Source organism: Pseudomonas sp. Irchel s3b5 (genome assembly GCF_900187435.1).
GTDB lineage: Bacteria > Pseudomonadota > Gammaproteobacteria > Pseudomonadales > Pseudomonadaceae > Aquipseudomonas.
Map to the genome: position 1 here is coordinate 147,235 of NZ_FYDY01000006.1, position 22,645 is coordinate 169,879.

Sequence of the window (22,645 nt, forward strand, 5' to 3'; positions counted from 1 at the left end):
AATTATTGGGCTTTGGCGAGAGCGGCCGGCGGCGTCCAGATCACGTCTTTGATGCTCAGCGGCTTGGGAATCAGCTTGAGCTGATAGAAGCTGTCGGCGATTTTCTGCTGCGCGGCAACCACTTCAGGCGTGAGGAACAGCGCGCCGTAACCCTGGCGTTTCACCGAGGTCAGGGTGATGTCTGTCGGCAGGCCAAGTAGCGGTGAAACCTGAGCCGTCACGTCCTGTGGATTGGCTTTGGACCATTCACCCACCGCTCGCACTTCTTCCACGAGGGTCTTGATCACTTCGGGATTCTTCTGCGCATACGGTTTGGTGGCGAGGTAGAACTGGTGGTTGTCGACGAGGCCCTGACCATCGCGCAGGGTGCGCGCTTGCAGTTGCTGTTCGGCGGCAGCCTGGTACGGATCCCAGATCACCCAAGCGTCGACACTGCCACGCTCGAACGCGGCACGGGCATCGGCTGGCGGCAGGAATACAGTCTGGATGTCGGTGTATTTGAGGCCGGCGTCTTCCAGCGCACGCACCAGCAGGTAGTGCACGTTGGAGCCTTTATTGAGCACGACTTTCTTGCCCTTGAGGTCCGCCACCGATTTGATCGGCGAGTCCTTCGGCACCAGCAGCGCTTCGCTGTGCGGCGCGGGCGGTTCGTAGGCGACGTAGAGCAGATCGGCACCGGCCGCTTGAGCGAACACTGGCGGAGTTTCGCCGGTCACACCGAAATCGATGGAGCCGACGTTCAAGCCTTCAAGCAGTTGCGGGCCACCGGGGAATTCAGTCCATTGCACGTCCACGCCTTGGGCAGCGAGGCGTTTTTCCAGGGTGCCTTTGGCTTTGAGCAGCACCAGGGTGCCGTATTTCTGATAGCCGATTCGAAGTGTCTCGGCCTGAGCTTGAGTAATGGCGCCGAAGGTGACAGCCGCAGCAAACAGAGCGACCAGACCACGACGCAAAATGACAGGGCGCATGGCGCTCTCCTTATTTGCAGTTGGGTTGTGGCTGCACCTGCTTGCCCGTTAGCGGGCGAGTAAGGCCAGTACTTCAATTTTTCGGTGGGACTTAAATGCTCCAGCGAGCACTCAACAAACGTTCATTCAACAGGTTCGGATCGAGCGGCTTGGGCCGTCTCGCCATCGCGCTGAAAAACAGCTCCAGCGATTCATTCAGTCGTTGTTCCAACTCCGGCGCCAACTGCGCCAGCGCGTTGCCTTCGCCGTAAGCAATCTGGCTGTCGACAGCGAAAATCCCTTGCAGCAACTCCTGAGCCTTCAAGGCCGACAGCACCGGTTTGAGCGCGTAATCCACCGCCAGCATGTGGGCGATACTGCCGCCAGTGGCTATTGGCAGAACTACTTTGTGGCTCAGGCCGCGCTCGGGCAGCAGGTCCAGCACGACTTTCAATGCGCCGGAAAAAGAGGCCTTGTAAACCGGTGTCGCAATCAGCAAACCATCGGCGTTTTCAATCTGTTGCAGCAGGTCGATGATCTTGGGGCTGTCGAAGCGTGCGTGGAGCAAGTCTTCGGCCGGGAAGTCCCGTACCTGGTAACTCACCACCTCGACACCCTGCGTTTGTAACCATTGCCGGGAGCGATCCAGCAGCACCCCGGAACGGGAGCGTTGGCTGGGACTGCCACCGAGTGAGACGACCAACATTCGGACGATTCCTTGAGCGGTGCTGGCGATTCGCGGCTTGCGATCTCGCTTCGATGGAGTGACCTTAACAGGTGATTTATATATCTATAAATCATATTTATTCATTTGGTTATGCGTTATGGAAATATACAAACCGTTTTCTTCCAGGCAAAAAAACAGGCCGTCGAAACGGCCTGAAATCCCCTGCTTAGAGAGCATCCGAACACATACCTGCAGGCGCTGGCTTGCCGGCGATAGCGGTGTGCCTGAAGCACCACGTCGCCTGGTTCGCCGGCAAGCCAGCGCCTACAAAAGCAATTAGCGGTTGGGCTGCGGCGTCAGGCGCAGGTACGGTTTCACCGCACGGTAGCCCTTGGGAAAGCGCCGTTTGATTTCCGCTTCATCCTTGAGCGACGGCACGATCACCACGTCATCACCGTCCTGCCAGTTGGCCGGGGTGGCCACCTTGTAGTTATCGGTGAGTTGCAGCGAGTCGATCACCCGCAGGATCTCGTTGAAGTTGCGGCCAGTGCTCGCCGGGTAAGTGATGGTCAACCGAACCTTCTTGTTCGGGTCGATGACGAACAGCGAGCGCACCGTCAGGGTGTCGTTGGCGTTGGGATGGATCAGGTCGTAGAGGTCCGAGACTTTGCGGTCGGCATCGTCGAGGATCGGGAAGTTGACCACCGTGCTTTGGGTTTCATTGATGTCTTCGATCCACTTGTGATGCGACTCCACCGAGTCCACGGACAAGGCGATGGCCTTGACGCCGCGCTGGGCGAATTCGTCCTTGAGCCTGGCGGTGAGGCCCAACTCGGTGGTGCACACCGGTGTGAAATCCGCCGGATGGGAAAACAGCACGCCCCAGCTATCGCCCAGCCACTGGTGGAAACGGATGGTGCCGGCGCTGGAGTTCTGTTCGAAGTCGGGGGCGATGTCGCCGAGTCTGAGGCTCATGGTGCTGCTCCTTGTGAGTGCTTGATGAGCTCAACTGTGCCTGTGTTTTTTAACTATTAAAAAGAATAAATATCGATTTATTTAGATCGTAATTGAATATTAAAAATCTGTTCACTGGACGTCCTCAAGCATCACGCCCACCATCGTCGCCAAGGTTCGAGAAGGCCTTGAGTTGCTGCAAAGAGGGGAACTTCATGGCGTGTTTACGGGGGTGAACCGCCTTGAGAAAGCAAAAGCCCCGCCCGGCGTGATGCCGGGCGGGGCTTTTTTTCGTCTCGGTTACGCGAGCGCTGTTACAGCAGCGGGATCGAGTAGCTGAGGATCAGGCGGTTTTCGTCCTGGTCGCGAACACCCGCGATATTGGTGCGCCATGTAGCGTTTTTCCAGGTCAGGCCGAGATTCTTCAGTGGGCCTTCTTGCAATACGTAAGCAACGCTCAGGTCACGTTCCCACTCGGAAGCGCCGCTGGCTGCTTCAGCGCCGGCCCTGTTGACGGTGTCGATGTTATCGCCATGCAGGTACACCATACCCGCCGTCAGGCCAGGTACGCCGACCTTGGCAAAGTCATACGAGTAGCGTGCTTGCCAGGTGCGCTCGCCGGCACGACCGAACTTCTGGATTTGCGAATCGGTGATGGTGTAGTTCGAAGAACCGTCACCCTGGTTCAGCCAAGGGAAATCGCTGCTGCCATTGCTGACCTGATAACCGCCGCCGAAGGTGTGACCGGCAACGGAGTACAGGAACAGGCCGCTGTACAGATTGTTGTCTACCTTGCCCTTGCCGTTTGGCACACCGCTGTAGTTGCCGGTGCTGTAGTAATCCGGGTTGTAGCCGTTGGCACCGTCATCGGAGCTGTTGAAGTAGCGCAAGTCCGACTTCAACACGCCCGGGCCGATGGCCCAGTTGTGTACCAGACCCAGGAAGTGCTGCTTATAGAAGTCTTCCAGGTTGCCGTAGTAGTACTGGGCAGTCAGGTCTTTGGTGAGCTTGTAGTCACCACCGGCGTAGATGAACTTGTTGCTATTGATAGTGCGCGGGGATGCACCATTGATAGACATCTGTTCATTGTTGCTCGAGTTACGGCCTTTCACGTGCTCGATCTGGCCGCCGATCAGCGTCAGGTCCTTGATCTCGCCGGACGTGAGCTGGCCACCTTCCCAGGTTTGTGGCAGCAGGCGACCATCGTTGGTCACGATCACCGGCAGTTTTGGTTGCAGGGTGCCCAGTTTCAGCTCGGTCTGCGAGATCTTGGCCTTGGCCGTCAGGCCCAGGCTGGAGAAGTCATCAACCGCTTCGCCGTTGGACTTGCTCGGGAAAACAGTGCCGCCGTAAGACGTCGACGTCGCACCGTTGGTGCCACCGCCCGAATCAAGACGCACGCCCAGCAGGCCAATCGCATCAATACCGAAGCCGACAGTGCCTTGGGTGTAACCGGAGATGAAACGCAGGTCAAAGCCTTGGCCCCATTCTTCGTTCCTGCTTGGATCGGCAGCACCACTGCGGTTATCGGTGTTGATGTAGAAGTTACGCAGCCCCAATGTTGCCTTGCTGTCTTCGATAAAACCGGCGGCGCCTGCCTGCTGCGCCAAAACCCCTGTGGCCACAGCCAGGGCCAAGGTGGACTTATTCATGTTTCGCTCCTCTCGTTTCTAATTCTTCTGTTTCTGGTCCTGGATCTGGTGCCCGGGATCCTAAACGCTTAATTTCGCGGCATACCGTCTAAGCCGGTCGTTTGGCGGCCGCAGGATACATCGCCATAAAGCCAAAATGAATCGCTTGGTACTTTTTAATATCTTTGTGGAATATACGTTTCCGCGACAGATCCGAGGTATCGGCGGCAAAGGCCGATTCCTTAAGCTGATCATTTTTCGAGGGACCGCGACGGCCGGACCCGCTCACTTTAGGCGGCGGACACAAAAACCAAAAAGAATAAAAAATGATTACGTGCAGCTTTTGTGGAATATAAAAATTCACACGAAAAAAAGCCCCGCCAGTTGGCAGGGCCTTTTCGAACGGCTAGTTACAGGAAGCTGTAGGTGTAGTTGAAGATCAGGCGGGTCTGGTCCTGGTCGGCGATGTTGATTTCGCTGCCACGATAAACGCCGTTACGCAACGTCACGCCGAAGCCTTTGAGAGCGCCCTGCTGGACGGTGTAGTCGATCCGCATGTCGCGTTCCCACTCGGACATATCGCTGCCACCCGTAGCGGATTTGATGTTGTCGCCATGCAGATAGGAAATCGCCGTTTTCAGACCTGGCACACCCAGACCGGCGAAGTCATAGCTGTACTGGCCGAACGTGGTGTTCTCACCTGCGCGGACGAAACCGTTGATCATCGAATCGGTGAACAGGTAGAAGCTCGAGCCACCCGCGCCCAGGTTATGACCGTTGTCACCTGTCAGGCTGCCCTGGTTCAGGTAAACGAAGCCACCGTCATCGTTGACGCGCTGGTGACCCAGCAGGAAGGCGTTGCCACCCAGGGTGTAGGTGAACATGGCGCTCCAGGTCTTGTTATCGACCTCGCCCGGGGTTTTGGCGTAACCACCGTTGTTGTTGAAGCGATAGCCGGTCTCACCGTTCTTGCCATCGGCGCTGCTGTCGAAGTAACGAACGTCGGTCTTGAACGACTGGTTGGGAGCAATCGGGTAGACGTGCACCAAACCGAAGAAGTTTTGCTTGTAGTAGTCTTCCAGGTTCGCATAGTAGTACTGCAAGGTCAGGTCTTTGGTGACCTTCCAGTCAGTACCGCCGTAAAGGAACTTGTTGCTTTCTTCTGTCCCGCCATTCACAGCCAGGCCATCAGTGTTAGACGAGGCGCGACCTGCCGCGTGTTCCAGCTGACCCGCGTTAAAGGTCCAGCCGTCGAACTCCTTGGAGGTGATGGTGCCACCTTCAAAAGTCTGTGGCAGCAAACGGCCATCGCTCGCGATCAGAATCGGCAAGTTGGGTTGTAGAGCCCCACCGAGGTGCGCTTCGGTCTTGGAGAAGCGTGCTTTCACGTTGGCAGCCGCACGGCTCCACTGGTCCACGGCCGAATGATCGCTGTCGCTTGGGACGAAGGTGTTGGGATCAGGGTGATGGCCTTTGCCACCATCCAGATGGATACCCAGCAACGCCTGGGCATCAATACCGAAACCGACACTGCCTTGCGTGAAACCGGACAGGTAATCGAGCTTCAGGCCTTCAGCGGTTTCTCGCTGATCCGCGCCGCCATCCCGATTATCGTTATTGAAATACATGGTTCGCGAACTGACGGAAGCCTTGCTGTCTTCGAAGAAACCTGCGGCGCTTGCCTGCTGCGCCAAAACCCCTACGGCCACGGCGACAGCCAAGGTGGACTTGTTCATGTTGAAGCTCCTCTCGTTTCTAATTCTTGTATTCCTGGTTCCGGATCGATTGCCCGAAATCCTAAGATGCGCGATTAGCGCCAGACCGAGACCCACAAGTCAATCGTAACTACGTGTGTCTACGACCATGGTCTAATCCCCCGTTTTTTGGTCCATGCAGGGTCATGAGTTCGTCATAAACCTGAAAAGAAATAGGCAGTTCTTTTCTAATACCGTTTAGGTATTTAGGTCATAGCCCCAAACGTCGCGGCCTAGAGCGACCGGGCTCATAAGCTAATTCCAAAATGGTATTTATTAGAGTTTTTTTAGATCGTTTAGCGTTGGCGCAGTTCGGAAATAATTCCTTTACCGAAAGGCGATCCCATGACGATCAAGCGCGCACTATCCGGCTCATTTGTTACAGTTTATGTATCGCTCGCTGTTTCCTTTTCAGCTCATGCGGCCAACCTCACCGTTGGCTATCAAACCGGAATAGACCCCAGCAAGGTGCCTCAGGCGGACGGCCTTTATGAGAAGTCCATCGGCCAGCCAATCGACTGGCGACGCTTCAACAGCGGTCCGGAAGTGGTCACGGCCATCGCTTCGGGGGACGTGCAGATCGGCAATCTGGGTTCAAGCCCGCTGGCGGCCGCCGCGTCCCGTAACTTGCCGATTGTCGCGTTCATCGTGTCAGCCCAGATCAATGCGGCCGAAGCGTTGGTGGTTCGCAACGGTAGCGGCATCGAAAAACCGGAAGATCTGATCGGAAAAACCATCGCCACACCGTTCGTTTCGACCTCCCACTACAGCCTGCTCGGCGCCTTGAAGCACTGGGGGCTGGATGGCTCGAAAGTCAAAGTGGTGAACCTGCAACCGGCAGAAATTGCGGCAGCCTGGAAGCGCGGCGATATTGATGGCGCGTTTGTCTGGTCGCCGGCGCTTGGGGAGATCCGCAAGACCGGCAAGACTTTGACCGACGCCGCGCAAGTGGGCCAATGGGGCGCACCGACGTTCGAGGTATGGGTGGCGCGCAAGGATTACGCCGAGAAGCACCCGGAGGTCGTGGCTAAATTTGCCAAGGTCACACTGGATTCCTTTGCCGAGTATGCCGCCCATAAATCTGACTGGACCGCCAACTCGGTGCCGGTACAGAAAATCGCCAAACTGACCGGTGCCAATGCCGCTGACGTGCCTGAGTTGTTGGCCGGATCAGCCTTCCCGGATGCCAAGGCTCAGCAAAGCTCCGCGCTGCTGGACGGCGGTACGGCCAAGGCGATTGGCGAGACGGCTAAATTCTTGAAGGAGCAAGGAAAGGTAGAGACGGTGTTGCTGGACTATTCGCCGTATGTCAGCGCGAAGTTCGTAACCGAGTAATTATTGCGGTTCTTTCGCAACCGATCGCTGGCAAGCCAGCTCCTACAGGTAGGCGCAAATCATGTAGGAGCTGGCTTGCCAGCGATGGGGCTATTCGGTCAAAGGGCTTTTTCGAAGATCTTCGAGTTACGCTGATAGTTGTACAGCGACGCTCGCGCCGATGGCAGGCGATCAACGCTGCTCGGCACAAAACCACGCTCGCGGAACCAGTGAGCGGTGCGGGTGGTGAGCACGAACAAGGTTTTCAAACCCTGAGCCCGGGCGCGGGTCTCGATGCGCTCCAGCAATTCATCGCCGCGACCGCCATGGCGATACTCCGGATTCACCGCCAGGCACGCCAGCTCACCGGCATCCGAATCGGCAATCTGATACAGCGCCGCACACGCGATGATCATGCCTTCACGCTCGACCACGCTGAACTGCTCGATCTCGCGCTCCAGCACTTCACGGGAACGGCGTACCAGAATCCCCTGCTCTTCCAGCGGGCTGATCAAGTCGAGCAATCCGCCGACGTCTTCGATGGCCGCTTCGCGCACCACTTCAAACTGCTCCTGCGCCACCAGCGTACCGCCGCCGTCACGGGTGAACAGTTCGGTCAGCAGTGCACCGTTCTCGGCATAGCTGACGATATGACTACGGGCCACGCCGCCACGGCAAGCTTCGGCAGCGGCATCCAACAGTTCTGCCTGATAGTTACTGCCCAGGCGCTGCAAATGCGCCGGCACCTGCTGCGGACGCAACTCACGCACCAGACGTCCGTTTTCGTCGATCAAACCCAGTTCGGCGCCAAACAGCAGCAGCTTGTCCGCGCCCAACTCGATGGCCGCCCGCGTGGCGACGTCTTCACAGGCCAGGTTGAAAATCTCACCGGTCGGCGAGTAGCCCAATGGCGACAGCAACACGATGGAGCGCTCGTCCAGCAGACGGTTGATGCCCTTGCGATCGACCCGGCGCACTTCGCCGGTGTGGTGGTAGTCGACGCCTTCGAGCACGCCGATCGGCCGTGCCGTCACCAGGTTGCCGCTGGCGACCCGCAAGCGCGAGCCCTGCATCGGCGACGAGGCCATGTCCATCGACAGGCGCGCCTCAATGGCGATGCGCAATTGGCCGACGGCGTCGATCACGCACTCCAGGGTTGCCGCATCAGTGATGCGCATGCCGTGGTGGTAATGCGGGGTCAGACCGCGAGCGGCGAGGCGGGATTCGATTTGCGGGCGCGAGCCGTGGACCAGCACCAATCGCACGCCCAGGCTGTGCAACAGCACCAGGTCGTGGACGATATTGCCGAAATTCGGGTGTTCAACGCCGTCGCCGGGCAGCATGACGACAAAGGTGCAATCGCGGTGGGCGTTGATGTAGGGCGAAGCGTGACGAAGCCAATTAACGTATTCGGGCATGAACCAGGGCCTGTAATAAATAGCAGCCGAAAAAAGGGCGAAACAGAAAAACGCACAACGGGCTGATGGTTATCGTCGGAACAGGCTTGGCAACACGCGCGCTCTCCTCATGAATACGGGTTTCAACATCGGCAAGTTATACATGAAACCTGTAGAAGCCGGCTTGCTGGCGATGCAAGCGCTGCGATCCGGCAGATGAACCGCGTCATCGTTCATCGCCGGCAAGCCGGCTCCTACAGGTTGTGTTGCGTTTTGGCCGGTGTCAGGCAGTAATGTTCGATCAGTTGACGTAATAGATGCACCGTAGGCTGCAAACGTGACATTTCGAGGTATTCCCCCGGCTGGTGGGCACAGGCGATATCGCCAGGGCCGAGCACCAGTGTTTCGCAGCCAAGACGCTGAAGATAAGGCGCTTCGGTGCCGAACGCCACTGCTTCGGCGCTGTGGCCGGTGAGCTTTTCGGCGATTCGTACCAGTTCCGCGTCTTCGGCCTGCTCGAAGGACGGCACGTCGGGGAACAGCGGCGCGTAGGTGATCTTCACCTGATGCCGCTCGGCAACCGGGTTGAGCTTCTGCAGGATCTCGGCACGCAAGACCTTGGGGTCCATGCCGGGCAATGGACGCAGGTCAAACTCCAGCGAACACTGGCCGCAGATGCGGTTGGGATTGTCGCCGCCATGGATGCAGCCGAAATTCATCGTGGGCATCGGCACGCCGAACTGTGGATTGCGAAACTCACGCTGCCACAACAGGCGCAGGCCACGCAGTTCGCCGATGGCATCGTGCATGGCTTCCAGGGCGCTGTGGCCCAGGCGCGGGTCCGAGGAATGGCCGCTCTGCCCGAGGATGTCGATGCGCTCCATCATGATGCCTTTGTGCATGCGGATCGGCTTGAGCCCGGTCGGCTCGCCGATCACCGCAGCACGCCCCAGCGGCCGCCCCGCTGCCGCCAACGCACGGGCACCGGACATCGAACTTTCTTCATCGCAGGTAGCGAGGATCAGCAGCGGTTGCTTGAACGGTTGATCGAGCAGTGGTCTGACGGCTTCGATGGCCAGGGCGAAAAAGCCCTTCATGTCGCAGCTGCCCAGGCCGACCCAGCGACCGTCGACTTCGGTCAGTTTCAAAGGATCGGTCTGCCACAACGCGCCATCGAACGGCACGGTGTCACTGTGACCGGCCAGCACGAGCCCGCCGGGACCTGAGCCAAAACTGGCCAGCAGATTGAATTTGCCAGGGCTGACTTGTTGGATGTCGCAGGCAAAACCCAGGTCTCCGAGCCATGCGGCCAGCAGGTCGATCACCGGGCGGTTGGTTTGATCGAGGCTCGCTTGAGTACAGCTGACGGACGGTGCAGCGATCAGTGCAGCGAACTGATCTTTCATGGACGGCAATGGCATCGCTGACTCCCGACTCGCGGATTGAAGTCCATCATAGAGCTATCCGGCGACAGGAATAAACCGTTGCACGGCGTAGGAAGGTTGAGTCCTGTACACTGCACGACCTTGGCAGCCACATATTCCCCGGCTGCGCTCCCGATCCTGGATTTTCCGGCCATGCAGAAAGAAACCGAAATCAAACTCCGCGTCAGCCGCGAAACCCTCGCCGCCCTGCGCGAGCACCCGTTACTGAAAAAACGCAACAAAAGTGGCTGGGAACGCCGTGAATTGATGAACCAGTACTTCGACACGCCTGAGCGCGATCTGGCCCGGGCCAAAGTCGCCCTGCGCCTGCGCAAGGATGGCGAGGAAGTGATTCAGACCCTCAAGACCCGCGGCCAGAGCGTCGCCGGTTTGTCCGAGCGTAATGAATACAACTGGCCCCTGCCCAAAGCCAAGCTCGACGTGAAAAAACTCGACGGCGAATGCTGGCCCGAGGAACTGGCCGAACTGGACAAGAAAACCCTGAAGCCGATCTTCACCACCGATTTCGTCCGCGAATACGCTGAAATCGCCTGGGGCCGTGGCAAAACCAAAGTGGTCATCGAAGCCGCGCTGGACCTGGGTCACGTCGTCGTCGGCAAACAGAAAGAAGAAATCTGCGAGCTGGAGCTGGAATTGCGCGAAGGCGATCCTGCCGCGCTGCTGGAACTGGCCGCCGAGCTGGCTGAAAAACTGGCGTTGATGCCGTGCGACATCAGCAAGGCCGAACGCGGTTATCGCTTGTATGACGCCCACAGCTACTCGTTGAGCCTGCCGGCACCGCAGATCACGGCCGAAACACCGCTGGACGATGCTTTCGCCGCGCTGAGCTGGCATTTGCTGAGCAGCAGCCAGCGTCTGGCCGAACAGTATCGCTTCAATGGTCACTGGCGCCTGTTGCAGGACTGGGTCGAGTGCCTTGCTGAAATGCGCGCACTGATCAGCAGTCTCGGTCAGGCAGCCCCGCGTCAATCGACCCACGACCTGCGTGTCGCGCTCGACGCTTTGCTGGAAGACTGGCGCCCGTTGGTTCAGGCCGGCCTGGACGATGAAGACGTGCGCAAAGCCGCGCCGGAGCAGTTCCTCGAAGAACTCGAAGACCCACGCTGGGGCCTGTTCTCCCTGACCACGTCGCGCTGGTTGCTGGCCCGCACCTGGGCTGCCGAGCGCAACACCCGTGGCAATCGCCAGGGCGCTGCGCAATTGGGCAGCTGGTTGCCGCGCCTGCTGGGCGAGGAAGCCACTTCGTTGCAATTGCAGCGTTATCAGCAACAGCCGGAAGACCTGGCCGAGCAACTGCCGCGCATCGAACGCATCCAGGTCTGGCTGCACCATGCGCGCAACGTGCTGGAGATCCCGGAAATGGATCGCCTGTACGGTGAGCTGAACAAACTGGCGCAGTTGGCGAACGAATCGATCACCGACGAAGTGCTGGACGCGCGTAAACAGCAGGCGATTGCGGTGTATCAGAACCGTGCGTGGAAAATGCTGTTGCGCATGTAATACCGCCATCGCCAGCAGGCTGGCTCCCACAGGGGATTTGTGACGTACACAAAACCAATGTGGGAGCCAGCCTGCTGGCGATGGGGCCCGCACAATTACCGCAGCATTTCAGACCGGCAAACTCGTCGTCGACTTGATCTCCGATAACGCCACGATCGAATTCACTTCCTGAATCCCGGGCACCATCGACAGTTTCTCGAAGAAGAAACGCTCGTACGCCTCGATGTCCGCCGTGACAATCCGCAGCAAGAAATCCACCGCCCCCATCAGCACATAACATTCCAGCACTTCCGGAAAGCCGCGAATCGCGTCGGTGAACTCCGTGAAATTCGAGCGGCCGTGGGCGTTGAGTTTTACTTCGGCGAAGATCTGCGTGTTCAGACCGATTTTCTTGCGGTCGAGCAAGGTCACTTGGGCCCGAATGATCCCCTCCTCTTTCATCCGCTGAATCCGTCGCCAGCACGGGGATTGCGACAGGCCGACCTGTTCGGCGATCTGCGCACTGGACAGCGAAGCGTCCTCTTGCAGCAGCGCGAGTATCTTGCGGTCATAACTGTCCAGCTCGATCTGCATGAATAAACCCTTAAGTGAGCAATTTGTGCATTGCATGATTCAACAAAGCCGCTATACGCCCCATCTTAGACAAGAAATACCCGGTAACGGATGTAAAAATTTCTCCAATGATTCTGGAGCCCGACCATGCCGCATTTAGAAGCCGTGAACACCCCGCCCACCCGCGCCGATGTCTGGCATGTCAGCAATGCCCACTGCCGTGTGCACTACCAAATGCTCGCCGAAGCCGAACCGGATCTTTTGTGTCGAGCGCTCAACCTGTTCGCTTTGCAGTTCCTGACGCCGGATCAGGTCAATGTGCAACGCCAGGACGACCTGCTGGTCATCGACATCGTCATGGACGGATTGAGCTGGCACCGCGCCCAAGTGATTGCTGAAAAACTTCGTAACCTGATCAGCGTTTGCTCGGTCGAGCTGCAAGCGGCTGATTCTGCTTGGGGCGAAGCGGCTCAGGCGGCGGGCTGAAAAACCCTGACACGGCTTCGTCGGGTAGTGGCCCAGCGGTCTGCAATGCCACGGCTATCCTTTGCGGACTTGTTCAAAAGGAGCCCGCATGTCCGTTCAACTCGCCATTCAGGACCGCTGGCTGGATCTCAATGAGGTACTGCGTGAACTGGTCGCCCAAGGCTTGATCAGCCAGGACTCGGCCGAGCACGCGCTCAATGCCCGACGCCGTCACGCCGCCCATGGCCAGGTGCATCCGCTGGAGTTTATTGCCGATCAGCATCTGGACGACTTGAGCCGGCCAGGCAAACGCCTGGACCTCGAAAGCCTCACCCTGTGGCTGTCCCGGCAGGCCGGCCAGCCTTACCTGCGCATCGACCCGCTGAAAATCAACGTCGCGGCCGTGACGCCGCTGATGTCCTACGCCTTCGCCCAACGCCACAAGATCCTCGCCGTCGCCATCGACCGTGACGCGGTGACAGTGGCCAGCGCCCAGCCTTACGTCAGCGGTTGGGAAGCCGACTTGACCCACGTGCTCAAGCTGCCGATCAAGCGCGTGGTGGCCAACCCGGTGGACATCCAGCGTTTCAGCGTCGAATTCTTCCGCTTGGCCAAATCGGTCACCGGGGCGAACAACGCTGATCAGCAGGTCAACACGCTGGGCAACTTCGAGCAGTTGCTCAACCTCGGCGCCAGCGACCAGGAGCCGGATGCCAACGACGCACACATCGTCAACATCGTCGACTGGCTGTTCCAGTACGCGTTCCAGCAACGCGCCAGCGATATCCATATCGAACCTCGACGCGAACAGGGCACCGTGCGGTTTCGCATCGACGGCGTGTTGCACAACGTCTATCAATTTCCGCCGCAGGTCACCATGGCGATTGTCAGTCGCCTGAAGAGCCTGGGCCGCATGAACGTCGCGGAAAAACGCAAACCTCAGGACGGCCGGGTGAAAACCAAGACACCGGTCGGCGGCGAGGTCGAGTTGCGCCTGTCGACACTGCCGACGGCCTTTGGCGAAAAAATGGTCATGCGGATTTTCGACCCCGAAGTGCTGCTCAAGGACTTCGATCAGTTGGGCTTTTCTGCCGATGACCTGCGCCGCTGGCAGGACATGACTCGCCAGCCCAACGGCATCATCCTGGTCACCGGCCCGACCGGTTCGGGCAAGACCACCACCCTCTACACCACGCTGAAAAAACTGGCGACGCCGGAGGTCAACCTCTGCACCATCGAAGACCCGATTGAAATGGTCGAGCCGTCGTTCAACCAGATGCAGGTCCAGCACAACATCGACCTGACCTTCGCCGCCGGTGTGCGGGCGCTGATGCGGCAAGACCCGGACATCATCATGATTGGCGAAATCCGCGATCTGGAGACGGCGGAAATGGCAATCCAGGCCGCGCTCACCGGCCACCTCGTGCTGTCGACGCTGCACACCAACGATGCCCCCAGCGCCATCAGCCGCTTGCTTGAACTCGGCGTGCCGCATTACCTGATCAAGGCCACCGTGCTCGGCGTCATGGCCCAGCGTCTGGTGCGAACCCTGTGCCCGCACTGCAAGGCGCCGATAACACTGGGGGACGACGACTGGCAAACCCTGACCCGCCCCTGGCAAGCGCCATTGCCGCTCAATGCCCAACGCGCCGTGGGTTGTGCGGAGTGTCGCGATACCGGTTATCACGGCCGCGCCGGGGTCTACGAAATCATGCAGCTCAGCGACGGCATGAAAGCGCTGATCCGTCCCGACGCCGACCTGCTGGCCGTGCGAAGGCAAGCGTTCAAGGAAGGCATGCGCAGCCTGCGCCTGTCGGGGGCGCAAAAGGTCGCGGCCGGTTTGACCACGGTTGAAGAGGTATTGCGGGTGACGCCCCAGAGCGAACAACTTTAGGTAAGGCGATGATTGAACTCGATGGGGGGAAGGCAATCCAACGGCGGATTTTATCCATTGGAGTCACCTTTTCATGCGTTTCAAACTTGCTGTTGCAACCGTCGCTCTGCTGTCTCTGCCTGTCGGTTCGGCAATGGCCGATACGTTTTGGCGGAACGTTCTGACGTCCGGCGCAACCACCGGTTCGTCTTACCTGACATCCAAGGATCAAAAGCTGGTCGTCGCAACCCAGGATGACGCCAGCAGCTTCGTTGCCAGCGATGGCGGCATCCGCGGGCCTTACCTGGAAGCCGCCATGCAAGAAGTCCGCGCCGACAACCCGGGCCTGCAAGCCACGGACATGGAGCTGGCGAACGCGATTCTGGCGAAGAATGCCGTGGCTGCTGCGGAGTAAGCTTCGTTGCCGGACTAAAAATGCCGCTCACATGAGCGGCATTTTTATATCTGACAGATCGCAGCTCAATCGTAGGCGCTGCCGAAGGCTGCGATCTTTTGATCCTGCCTAACGGTAATCATCCACCGGCACACACGCACAAAACAGGTTCCGGTCCCCGTACACGTTGTCCACCCGATTCACCGCCGGCCAGTATTTATGAGCCTTGGTGTGTGCATCCGGGGTGATTGCCTGTTCGACGCTGTACGGCCGCTCCCAGATGCCGGTGATATCGGCGAGGGTATGCGGTGCCCCTTTCAACGGATTTTCTTCGGCCGGCCAGTTGCCGTTTTGCACCTCGTTGATTTCCGCACGAATGCTCAACATCGCCCCGATAAAGCGATCCAGCTCGGCCTTCGACTCACTTTCGGTCGGCTCGACCATCAGCGTCCCCGGCACCGGAAACGACATGGTCGGCGCATGGAATCCGTAGTCCATCAAACGCTTGGCCACATCCTCTTCGGTAATGCCGGTCAGCGCCTTGAGCGGTCGCAAATCGAGGATGCATTCGTGGGCCACACGCTCGTTGCGTCCGGTGTAGAGCACCGGAAAGGCCCCGGCCAAATGCCGCGCCAGGTAATTCGCGGCGAGGATCGCCACTTCACTGACGTCCGCCAGTTGCGGCCCCATCATGGCGATGTACATCCAGCTGATCGGCAAAATGCTCGCACTGCCCCAAGGCGCAGCGCTGACCGCACCGTTCTGCGGTTGCGGCCCATCGATCGGCACCACCGGGTGATTGGCCACGAACGGCGCCAGATGCGCACGCACCCCAATCGGCCCCATGCCTGGGCCGCCACCGCCGTGGGGGATGCAGAACGTTTTGTGCAGGTTCATGTGCGACACGTCGGCACCGATGTCCGCCGGTCGCGCCAGGCCGACCTGGGCATTGAGGTTGGCACCGTCCATGTACACCTGACCGCCGTGCTGGTGGACCACTTCGCAAATCTCGCTGATGCCTTCCTCGTATACCCCGTGGGTCGAAGGATAGGTGGCCATCAGGCAAGCCAGTTTGTCCGAGGCCGTGGCAGCTTTTTCCTTCAGATCGTCGAGGTCGACGTTGCCTGCCTCATCGCATTCGACGATCACCACGCGCATCCCGGCCATTTGTGCCGACGCCGGATTGGTGCCGTGGGCCGACGACGGAATCAGGCAGATATCCCGACCGCCCTGCTGGCGACTTTCGTGGTATTTGCGGATCGCCAGCAGCCCGGCGTACTCGCCTTGTGCACCCGAATTGGGCTGCATGCAGATCGCATCGAAACCGGTGATCGCGCAGAGCCAGCGTTCCAGCTCTTCGATCATCAATGTGTAACCCACGGCCTGCTCTTTCGGCACAAACGGGTGCAGGTTGGCGAACTGCGGCCAGGTGATGGGAATCATCTCGCTGGTGGCGTTGAGCTTCATGGTGCACGAGCCCAGCGGGATCATCGATTGATTGAGCGCCAGGTCCTTGTTTTCCAGTTGTTTGAGGTAGCGCAACATTTCGGTTTCGCTGTGATGGGCGCTGAACACCGGATGGCGCAGATAGGGCGAAGACCGCAGCAGCCCTTCGGGAATGCCGCCCGGCAAGACTTCAGCATCCAGATTTTCAATGCTGAGCCCGTTATCGGCCCCGAGAAAAACATCGAACAGTTTGGCGACGGTGGTTTCATCGCAGGCCTCATCCAGGCTCAGGCCCAGTTGGCCGCGCCCCAGAATACGCAGGTTGATCTGCGCCGCCCGGGCACTTTCGATGATGGCGGTCTGGGCTCCACCGACATCGAGCGTCAGTGTGTCGAAGAAGTGTTGATTGACGCGGTTGATGCCGTTTCGCGCCAGGCCTTCGGCGAGGATGCAGGTCAGGCGATGGACGCGCTGGGCGATGCGTTTGAGCCCTTCGGGGCCGTGATACACCGCATAAAAACTGGCGATATTGGCCAGCAACACTTGGGCCGTGCAGATGTTCGAATTGGCCTTTTCCCGACGGATATGTTGCTCGCGGGTTTGCAGGGCCATGCGCAGGGCAATGTTGCCGCGCGCATCTTTGGAGACACCGATGATCCGCCCCGGAATCGCCCGCTTGTATTCGTCGCGGCTGGCAAAGAAGGCCGCGTGAGGTCCGCCATAGCCCATCGGCACGCCAAAACGCTGGGATGAACCGAACACCACGTCCGCGCCCAACTCTCCGGGCGGCGTCAGCAACAGCAGGCTCAACAAATCCGTGGCGACGCAGGCAATCGCTTGCTGCGCATGCAGGTGATCGATCAACGGTCGCAGGTCATGGATCTCGCCGTGGGTATCTGGGTACTGCAACAACGCGCCGAACACCTGGTGCTGTTTCAAGTTATCCACAGCGTCGACGACCAGCTCGAAACCGAAACCTTCGGCGCGGGTCTGCACCACGGAAATGGTTTGCGGATGACAGTTTTCATCGACAAAGAACACATTGCTTTTGGACTTGGCGACACGCTTGGCCAGGGCCATGGCTTCCGCCGCTGCGGTGGCTTCATCCAGCAACGAAGCGTTGGCCAGCTCCAGACCGGTAAGGTCGATGGTGAGTTGCTGGAAATTCAGCAGCGCTTCGAGGCGACCTTGGGCAATCTCCGGCTGATAGGGCGTGTAAGCGGTGTACCAGCCTGGGTTTTCCAGCACGTTGCGCAGGATGACGGCCGGCGTGAGGGTGCCGTGGTAGCCCATGCCGATCAGGCTGGTCCAGACCTGGTTCTGTTCGGCGTAACCCCGCAACTTGGCCAGCGCGGCTTCTTCGTCGAGTGCCGGGGGCAGATCCAGCGCACGATTCAGGCGGATGCCGGGCGGCACGGTTTGCTCGATCAATTCAACCCGGCTGCCAACACCCAGACTGTCGAGCATTGCCTGCTGCTCGGCGGCGTCGGGGCCCAAGTGGCGGCGGAGAAAGGCATTGGGGTCGCGTAACTGGCTCAGGGACGGCAACTGGGACATGACGGGCTCTCTCTTGACTGGCGCTCAACGTCGATGCAACACGGTCAAACCAGCATAGCAGCCACCCTTGTAGGAGCGAGCTTGCTCGCGATGACAGCGAGCGCGCCGCGGGGGGCCTGGGTTGTAGCGTTTTCGTTAACGATCCATCGCGAGCAAGCTCGCACCTACAAGGGAAAATCGCCAGACAACAAAAAGCCCCGACGGGTCGGGGCTTTGGGGTGACGCTTGAAGCTTATTCGCCGATGGCGGTCTTGTAACCGGCGGCATCGAGCAGCTTGTCCAGATCAGCGGTATTGCTTGGCTTGATCTTGAAGATCCACGCTCCGTACGGGTCGGAGTTGAGCAATTCAGGCTCACCACTCAGTGCTTCGTTGACCGCGATCACTTCACCGGCAATCGGCGAATAGATGTCGGAAGCGGCTTTAACCGATTCAACGACACCCGCCTGATCACCGGCAGCAAACACGTTGCCAACCTCGGTCAGTTCAACAAACACCACATCACCCAGCGCTTCCTGCGCGTGATCGCTGATGCCCACGGTGACGGTGCCATCGGCTTCCAGACGTGCCCATTCGTGACTTTCGGCAAAACGCAGGTCGGCAGGGATATTGCTCATGTTCTGTGTCCTCAGGAAATTGTCAGCGGTCATCAACCGCCAAAAAAGATTAGATCAAGGTTTTGCCGTGGCGAACGAAGGTCGGTTTGACCACCCGGACCGGGTACCACTTGCCACGGATTTCCACTTCGGCGCGGTCGGCAGTTGCCATCGGCACGCGCGCCAGTGCAATCGACTTGCTTAGCGTAGGAGAGAAACTACCACTGGTGATCTCCCCTTCGCCAACATCGGCTATACGAACCACCTGATGAGCACGCAAAACGCCACGCTCCTCGAGGACCAGCCCCACCAGTTTGTGCTGGATCCCGGCAGTCTTTTCGGCTTCCAGGGCCGAGCGGCCGATGAACTGACGCTTGGCCGGTTCCCAGGCGATGCTCCAGGCCATGTTCGAGGCCAGGGGTGAAATGTCTTGCTGAATGTCCTGGCCGTAAAGGTTCATGCCGGCCTCGACGCGCAAGGTATCCCGGGCACCAAGGCCTATCGGAGAGATCCCGGCACCGACCAGATCGTTGAAAAATCCGGGCGCCTGATCGGCTGGCAGGACGATCTCCAACCCGTCTTCGCCGGTATAACCGGTGCGCGCGATGAACCAGTCACCGTCGGGCTGACCTTCGAAGGGCTTGAGTATCTGGATCAGATTGCTTCGGGACTGGCTCACCAGTTCGGCAATTTTCTGCCGGGCGTGGGGACCTTGAATGGCCAGCATCGCCATTTCGGAACGCTCGCTCATCTGCACGTCAAAGCCGTCGAGATGGGCTGACATCCACGCGATGTCCTGATCGCGGGTGGACGCATTGACCACCAGGCGATAACCCTCGTCGAGGCGATAGACGATCATGTCGTCGACGATACCGCCCTGCTCATTGAGCATGGCGCTGTACAACGCACGGCCGGGGCTGTGCAGGCGCTCGACATCATTGGCCAGCAAATGCTGGAGCCAGGCTTTGGCCTGGGGGCCGCTGACATCGATCACGGTCATGTGGGATACATCGAAGACACCGCAATCGCGGCGCACCTGATGGTGCTCCTCGACCTGCGATCCATAATGCAGAGGCATGTCCCAACCGCCAAAATCGACCATCTTCGCGCCAAGGGCGAGATGAAGGTCATACAGAGGCGTACGCTGTCCCATGGGTTTCTCCTTCCGGGCGTGGCGAAGGTGCGGACAAGTGCTGCACAGCTTGAACCCTTTGAATTAAAGGCTTTTAGCCGATTTCAGCTACTTGGTCTGTCAGACGGACCGCACCGAATGCCGCGCATTGTAGCCGCAAGGTGTAGGACTGGCACCTAGGTGTTTCGATGCGCTGAACGTCGGATCAATCCGATGACCGGTAGCAGCCCGACCAACACGAGGGTCAACGCCGGCAAAGACGCCCTCGCCCACTCGCCTTCGCTGGTCATTTCAAAGATCCGCACAGCCAACGTATCCCAGCCAAACGGGCGCATCAGCAGGGTCGCGGGCATTTCCTTGAGCACATCGACAAAGACTAGCAACGCTGCGCTCAAGGTGCCGGGCAGCAGCAACGGCAGATACACTTTGAAAAAAAGTCGTGGCCCACTGACGCCTAGGCTACGTGCTGCTTCGGGCAAAGAAGGTCGTATACGCGCCAGACTGCTTTCCAGCGGCCCGTAAGCGACGGCGATGAAACGCACCAGATACGCCAGCAATAGCGCCGCCAGGCTGCCGAGCAGCAGCGGTTTGCCAGCGCCGCCGAGCCAGCCCGAGAGCGGAATCACCAGCTCACGATCCAGGTAACTGAATGCCAGCATGATCGACACTGCCAGCACCGAACCGGGCAAGGCGTAGCCCAGATTGGCCAGGCTGACCCCGGCCCGAATCCCTTGGGTCGGCGCCAGACGCCGGGCAAACGCCAGCACCAGGGCGACGCACACGGTAATCAACGCCGCCATCGCGCCCAGATACAAGGTATGGACGATCAGCCCGGTGTAACGCTCATCAAGATCCAGGCGTCCGCGCTGCCAGAACCAGACAACCAATTGCAGCATCGGAATGACGAAAGCGCAGGCGAACACCAGGCCACACCAGGTCATGGCCGCCAACGCCTTGAACCCTCGCAGGTGATACAACGCCTTGACCCGTGGTCGCTCGTTGCTCGTCCGGTTGGCCCCGCGAGCACGACGCTCGCCGTACAGCACGACCATCACCACCAGGAGCAACAGACTGGCGAGTTGCGCGGCGGTAGACAGGCTGAAGAATCCGTACCAGGTCTTGTAGATGGCCGTGGTGAAGGTGTCGAAGTTGAACACCGACACGGCCCCGAAGTCCGCCAGGGTTTCCATCAGCGCCAACGCAACACCCGCGCCAATGGCCGGCCGAGCCATCGGCAATGCCACCCGCCAAAACGCCTGCCACGGCGATTGGCCCAGGACCCGCGCCGCTTCCATCAGGCCTTTGCCCTGGGCGAGGAACGCGGTGCGCGCCAGCAGATACACGTAGGGATAGAACACCAGCACGAGCACGACAATCACGCCGCCCGTGGAGCGAACACGCGGCAGACGCAGCCCCGTACCCAACCATTCGCGCAGCAGGGACTGCACCGGCCCGGCGAAATCCAGCAGGCCGACGAAGACGAAGGCCAGCACGTAGGCAGGAATGGCGAACGGCAGCATCAACGCCCAATCAAGCCAGCGTCGACCGGGGAATTCGCAAAGGCTGGTCAGCCAGGCAAGGCTCACGCCTAGAAGCGTCACACCCACACCGACGCCCAACACCAGGGTCAGCGTATTGCCCAGCAGCCGTGGCATCTGCGTGTCCCAGAGGTGGGACCAGATCTGTTGATCGATGGTCTGCCAGGACAGCAGCAGCACGCTCAGGGGCAGCAGAACCAACGCAGCGATGGCGAAGACCAGGGGATACCAGCGGCGTTGGGCGGGGTGGGCCAAGGACAAAGCTCTCTAAACGATGAAATGGTCAGAATTGGAAGTGGATAGATTTTGTAGGAGCTGGCTTGCCAGCGAAGACGGCCGAAATATCGCTGCAACACGCAAGAACGCCTTCGCCAGCAAGCCGGCTCCTACAGGAGCAAAACGCGGGGCGCACAAACAAAACGCCCCGCATAGGCGGGGCGCAGTATAACGGGCGACTCAGTTCCAGCCAGCGCGATCCATCAGGCGAATCGCTTCGGCCTGGCGCTTGCCGGCTATTTCCACAGGCAAGGTATCGGCAATGAACTTGCCCCAGGCCGCGACTTCAGCCGATGGCTGCACAGCCGGGTTGGCCGGGAATTCCTGGTTCACATCGGCAAAGATTTTCTGCGCCTCAGGCGTGGTCATCCACTCCACCAGCGCCTTGGCCGCTTCCGGGTGCGGGGCGTACTTGGTCAGGCCGATACCCGACAGGTTGACGTGCACGCCACGGTCCGCCTGGTTCGGCCAGAACAGTTTTACCGGCAAATCCGGCTTCTGCTTGTGCAGGCGGCCGTAGTAGTAGGTGTTGACGATGCCGACGTCGCACTGACCGGCATTGATCGCCTCCAGCACCGCTACGTCGTCGGAGAACACGTCGGTGGACAGGTTGTTGACCCAGCCCTTGAGGATTTTTTCGGTTTTCTCTGCGCCGTGCACTTCGATCATGGTGGCGGTCAGGGACTGGTTGTAGACCTTCTTCGCCGTGCGCAGGCACAGGCGACCTTCCCAGTTCTTGTCGGCCAGCGCTTCGTAGGTGGTCAGTTCGCCCGGTTTCACGCGGTCAGTGGAATAGGCGATGGTCCGCGCCCGCAGGCTCAGGCCGGTCCAGGCATGGGAAGCGGCGCGGTATTGCAGCGGGATGTTGGTGTCGATGGTTTTCGAGGTGAACGGCTGGAGGATGCCCATCTGCTCGGCCTGCCAGAGGTTACCGGCATCAACGGTCAGCAGCAGGTCGGCCGTGGCGTTCTCGCCTTCGGCCTTGATCCGCTGCATCAGCGGCGCTTCCTTGTCGGTGATGAATTTCACCTTCACACCGGTTTTCGCGGTGTAGGCATCGAAGACCGGCTTGATCAGCTCATCGATACGCGAGGAGTAGACCACCACCTCGTCAGCAGCCTGGGCGGCGGTGCTGCCGATCAGGGTCAGGGCGATTGCGGTCAGTAGACGCTTCGGTGCCAACATGGGAGCGGTCCCTCGAATGAAAA

Annotated in this window: 19 protein-coding genes; 5 read left to right on the plus strand and 14 right to left on the minus strand. The window is 59.4% G+C overall.

Annotation, left to right across the window (positions count from 1 at the left end):
* Window positions 1-2: 2 nt before the first annotated feature.
* From CKW15_RS09340 to CKW15_RS09360, 6 genes are all read right to left on the minus strand, one after another.
* Window positions 3-968: a sulfonate ABC transporter substrate-binding protein gene (locus CKW15_RS09340; RefSeq protein ID WP_095057519.1), complete on the minus strand. Its 966-nt coding sequence runs from the start codon at window positions 966-968 to the stop codon at window positions 3-5.
* 91 nt (window positions 969-1,059) lie between these two features.
* Window positions 1,060-1,653, minus strand: coding sequence for an NADPH-dependent FMN reductase (ssuE, locus tag CKW15_RS09345; RefSeq protein WP_095057520.1), 594 nt, complete (start codon window positions 1,651-1,653; stop codon window positions 1,060-1,062).
* Window positions 1,654-1,950: 297 nt separating this feature from the next.
* Complete coding sequence (locus CKW15_RS09350; protein WP_095057521.1) at window positions 1,951-2,589, minus strand: peroxiredoxin; 639 nt, start codon at window positions 2,587-2,589, stop codon at window positions 1,951-1,953.
* Between the two features lie 293 nt (window positions 2,590-2,882).
* Complete coding sequence (locus tag CKW15_RS09355; protein WP_095057522.1) at window positions 2,883-4,220, minus strand: OprD family porin; 1,338 nt, start codon at window positions 4,218-4,220, stop codon at window positions 2,883-2,885.
* An 88-nt stretch (window positions 4,221-4,308) separates the two neighbouring features.
* The gene (locus CKW15_RS28020; protein WP_143498411.1) at window positions 4,309-4,563 is read right to left on the minus strand and encodes a hypothetical protein; all 255 of its coding nucleotides are present in this window, start codon (window positions 4,561-4,563) and stop codon (window positions 4,309-4,311) included.
* Window positions 4,564-4,609: 46 nt separating this feature from the next.
* Entirely contained in the window at window positions 4,610-5,935 is a 1,326-nt protein-coding gene (locus CKW15_RS09360) for an OprD family porin (RefSeq protein ID WP_095057523.1), read from the minus strand.
* 363 nt (window positions 5,936-6,298) lie between these two features.
* Here CKW15_RS09360 and tauA point away from each other — a divergent pair, with 363 nt between their 5' ends.
* Window positions 6,299-7,288 carry a taurine ABC transporter substrate-binding protein gene (gene tauA, locus CKW15_RS09365; RefSeq protein WP_095057524.1) on the plus strand — a complete coding sequence of 330 codons (990 nt, stop codon included), beginning with the start codon at window positions 6,299-6,301 and terminating at the stop codon, window positions 7,286-7,288.
* A 98-nt stretch (window positions 7,289-7,386) separates the two neighbouring features.
* Here the strand turns inward: tauA and argA are convergent, their stop codons facing one another.
* Together argA and argE are read right to left on the minus strand one after the other, a co-directional pair.
* Window positions 7,387-8,685 (minus strand): amino-acid N-acetyltransferase, encoded by a 1,299-nt coding sequence (argA, locus tag CKW15_RS09370; protein ID WP_095057525.1) that lies wholly within the window; start codon window positions 8,683-8,685, stop codon window positions 7,387-7,389.
* A 233-nt stretch (window positions 8,686-8,918) separates the two neighbouring features.
* On the minus strand, window positions 8,919-10,085 hold the full coding sequence (gene argE / locus CKW15_RS09375) for an acetylornithine deacetylase (protein WP_095057526.1): 1,167 nt from the start codon (window positions 10,083-10,085) through the stop codon (window positions 8,919-8,921).
* 156 nt (window positions 10,086-10,241) lie between these two features.
* Here argE and CKW15_RS09380 point away from each other — a divergent pair, with 156 nt between their 5' ends.
* On the plus strand, window positions 10,242-11,609 hold the full coding sequence (locus CKW15_RS09380) for an inorganic triphosphatase (RefSeq protein ID WP_095057527.1): 1,368 nt from the start codon (window positions 10,242-10,244) through the stop codon (window positions 11,607-11,609).
* 108 nt (window positions 11,610-11,717) lie between these two features.
* Here CKW15_RS09380 and CKW15_RS09385 read toward each other — a convergent pair whose 3' ends face one another.
* Window positions 11,718-12,182, minus strand: coding sequence for an Lrp/AsnC family transcriptional regulator (locus CKW15_RS09385; RefSeq protein WP_095057528.1), 465 nt, complete (start codon window positions 12,180-12,182; stop codon window positions 11,718-11,720).
* A 126-nt stretch (window positions 12,183-12,308) separates the two neighbouring features.
* Here CKW15_RS09385 and CKW15_RS09390 point away from each other — a divergent pair, with 126 nt between their 5' ends.
* The 3 genes from CKW15_RS09390 (at window position 12,309) to CKW15_RS09400 (ending at window position 14,914) form a co-directional block, all read left to right on the plus strand.
* Window positions 12,309-12,647 (plus strand): hypothetical protein, encoded by a 339-nt coding sequence (locus CKW15_RS09390; protein WP_095057529.1) that lies wholly within the window; start codon window positions 12,309-12,311, stop codon window positions 12,645-12,647.
* Between the two features lie 88 nt (window positions 12,648-12,735).
* Entirely contained in the window at window positions 12,736-14,520 is a 1,785-nt protein-coding gene (locus CKW15_RS09395) for a GspE/PulE family protein (RefSeq protein WP_095057530.1), read from the plus strand.
* A gap of 73 nt (window positions 14,521-14,593) precedes the next feature.
* Window positions 14,594-14,914, plus strand: a complete 321-nt coding sequence (locus CKW15_RS09400) for a DUF2388 domain-containing protein (RefSeq protein WP_095057531.1) — start codon at window positions 14,594-14,596, stop codon at window positions 14,912-14,914.
* 108 nt (window positions 14,915-15,022) lie between these two features.
* Here CKW15_RS09400 and gcvP read toward each other — a convergent pair whose 3' ends face one another.
* The 5 genes from gcvP to CKW15_RS09425 all read right to left on the minus strand — a co-directional run bounded on the left by gcvP (window position 15,023) and on the right by CKW15_RS09425 (window position 22,622).
* The gene (gene gcvP / locus CKW15_RS09405) at window positions 15,023-17,896 is read right to left on the minus strand and encodes an aminomethyl-transferring glycine dehydrogenase (RefSeq protein WP_095057532.1); all 2,874 of its coding nucleotides are present in this window, start codon (window positions 17,894-17,896) and stop codon (window positions 15,023-15,025) included.
* Between the two features lie 232 nt (window positions 17,897-18,128).
* The gene (gcvH, locus tag CKW15_RS09410) at window positions 18,129-18,512 is read right to left on the minus strand and encodes a glycine cleavage system protein GcvH (RefSeq protein ID WP_095057533.1); all 384 of its coding nucleotides are present in this window, start codon (window positions 18,510-18,512) and stop codon (window positions 18,129-18,131) included.
* Window positions 18,513-18,561: 49 nt separating this feature from the next.
* The gene (gene gcvT / locus CKW15_RS09415; protein ID WP_095057534.1) at window positions 18,562-19,644 is read right to left on the minus strand and encodes a glycine cleavage system aminomethyltransferase GcvT; all 1,083 of its coding nucleotides are present in this window, start codon (window positions 19,642-19,644) and stop codon (window positions 18,562-18,564) included.
* 155 nt (window positions 19,645-19,799) lie between these two features.
* Window positions 19,800-21,416, minus strand: coding sequence for an iron ABC transporter permease (locus tag CKW15_RS09420; RefSeq protein ID WP_095057535.1), 1,617 nt, complete (start codon window positions 21,414-21,416; stop codon window positions 19,800-19,802).
* A gap of 201 nt (window positions 21,417-21,617) precedes the next feature.
* Complete coding sequence (locus CKW15_RS09425; protein WP_053163697.1) at window positions 21,618-22,622, minus strand: extracellular solute-binding protein; 1,005 nt, start codon at window positions 22,620-22,622, stop codon at window positions 21,618-21,620.
* Between the last annotated feature and the right edge of the window lie 23 nt (window positions 22,623-22,645).

Coding starts and splice junctions, on each gene's coding strand:
- CKW15_RS09425 (WP_053163697.1), bottom strand. CDS start 22,622: ATGTTGGCACCGAAGCGTCTACTGACCGCAATCGCCCTGACCCTGATC.
- CKW15_RS09390 (WP_095057529.1), top strand. CDS start 12,309: ATGCCGCATTTAGAAGCCGTGAACACCCCGCCCACCCGCGCCGATGTC.
- CKW15_RS09340 (WP_095057519.1), bottom strand. CDS start 968: ATGCGCCCTGTCATTTTGCGTCGTGGTCTGGTCGCTCTGTTTGCTGCG.
- gcvP (WP_095057532.1), bottom strand. CDS start 17,896: ATGTCCCAGTTGCCGTCCCTGAGCCAGTTACGCGACCCCAATGCCTTT.
- CKW15_RS09360 (WP_095057523.1), bottom strand. CDS start 5,935: ATGAACAAGTCCACCTTGGCTGTCGCCGTGGCCGTAGGGGTTTTGGCG.
- CKW15_RS09355 (WP_095057522.1), bottom strand. CDS start 4,220: ATGAATAAGTCCACCTTGGCCCTGGCTGTGGCCACAGGGGTTTTGGCG.
- CKW15_RS09380 (WP_095057527.1), top strand. CDS start 10,242: ATGCAGAAAGAAACCGAAATCAAACTCCGCGTCAGCCGCGAAACCCTC.
- argA (WP_095057525.1), bottom strand. CDS start 8,685: ATGCCCGAATACGTTAATTGGCTTCGTCACGCTTCGCCCTACATCAAC.
- gcvH (WP_095057533.1), bottom strand. CDS start 18,512: ATGAGCAATATCCCTGCCGACCTGCGTTTTGCCGAAAGTCACGAATGG.
- argE (WP_095057526.1), bottom strand. CDS start 10,085: ATGCCATTGCCGTCCATGAAAGATCAGTTCGCTGCACTGATCGCTGCA.
- CKW15_RS09350 (WP_095057521.1), bottom strand. CDS start 2,589: ATGAGCCTCAGACTCGGCGACATCGCCCCCGACTTCGAACAGAACTCC.
- tauA (WP_095057524.1), top strand. CDS start 6,299: ATGACGATCAAGCGCGCACTATCCGGCTCATTTGTTACAGTTTATGTA.
- gcvT (WP_095057534.1), bottom strand. CDS start 19,644: ATGGGACAGCGTACGCCTCTGTATGACCTTCATCTCGCCCTTGGCGCG.
- CKW15_RS09395 (WP_095057530.1), top strand. CDS start 12,736: ATGTCCGTTCAACTCGCCATTCAGGACCGCTGGCTGGATCTCAATGAG.
- CKW15_RS09400 (WP_095057531.1), top strand. CDS start 14,594: ATGCGTTTCAAACTTGCTGTTGCAACCGTCGCTCTGCTGTCTCTGCCT.
- CKW15_RS09385 (WP_095057528.1), bottom strand. CDS start 12,182: ATGCAGATCGAGCTGGACAGTTATGACCGCAAGATACTCGCGCTGCTG.
- ssuE (WP_095057520.1), bottom strand. CDS start 1,653: ATGTTGGTCGTCTCACTCGGTGGCAGTCCCAGCCAACGCTCCCGTTCC.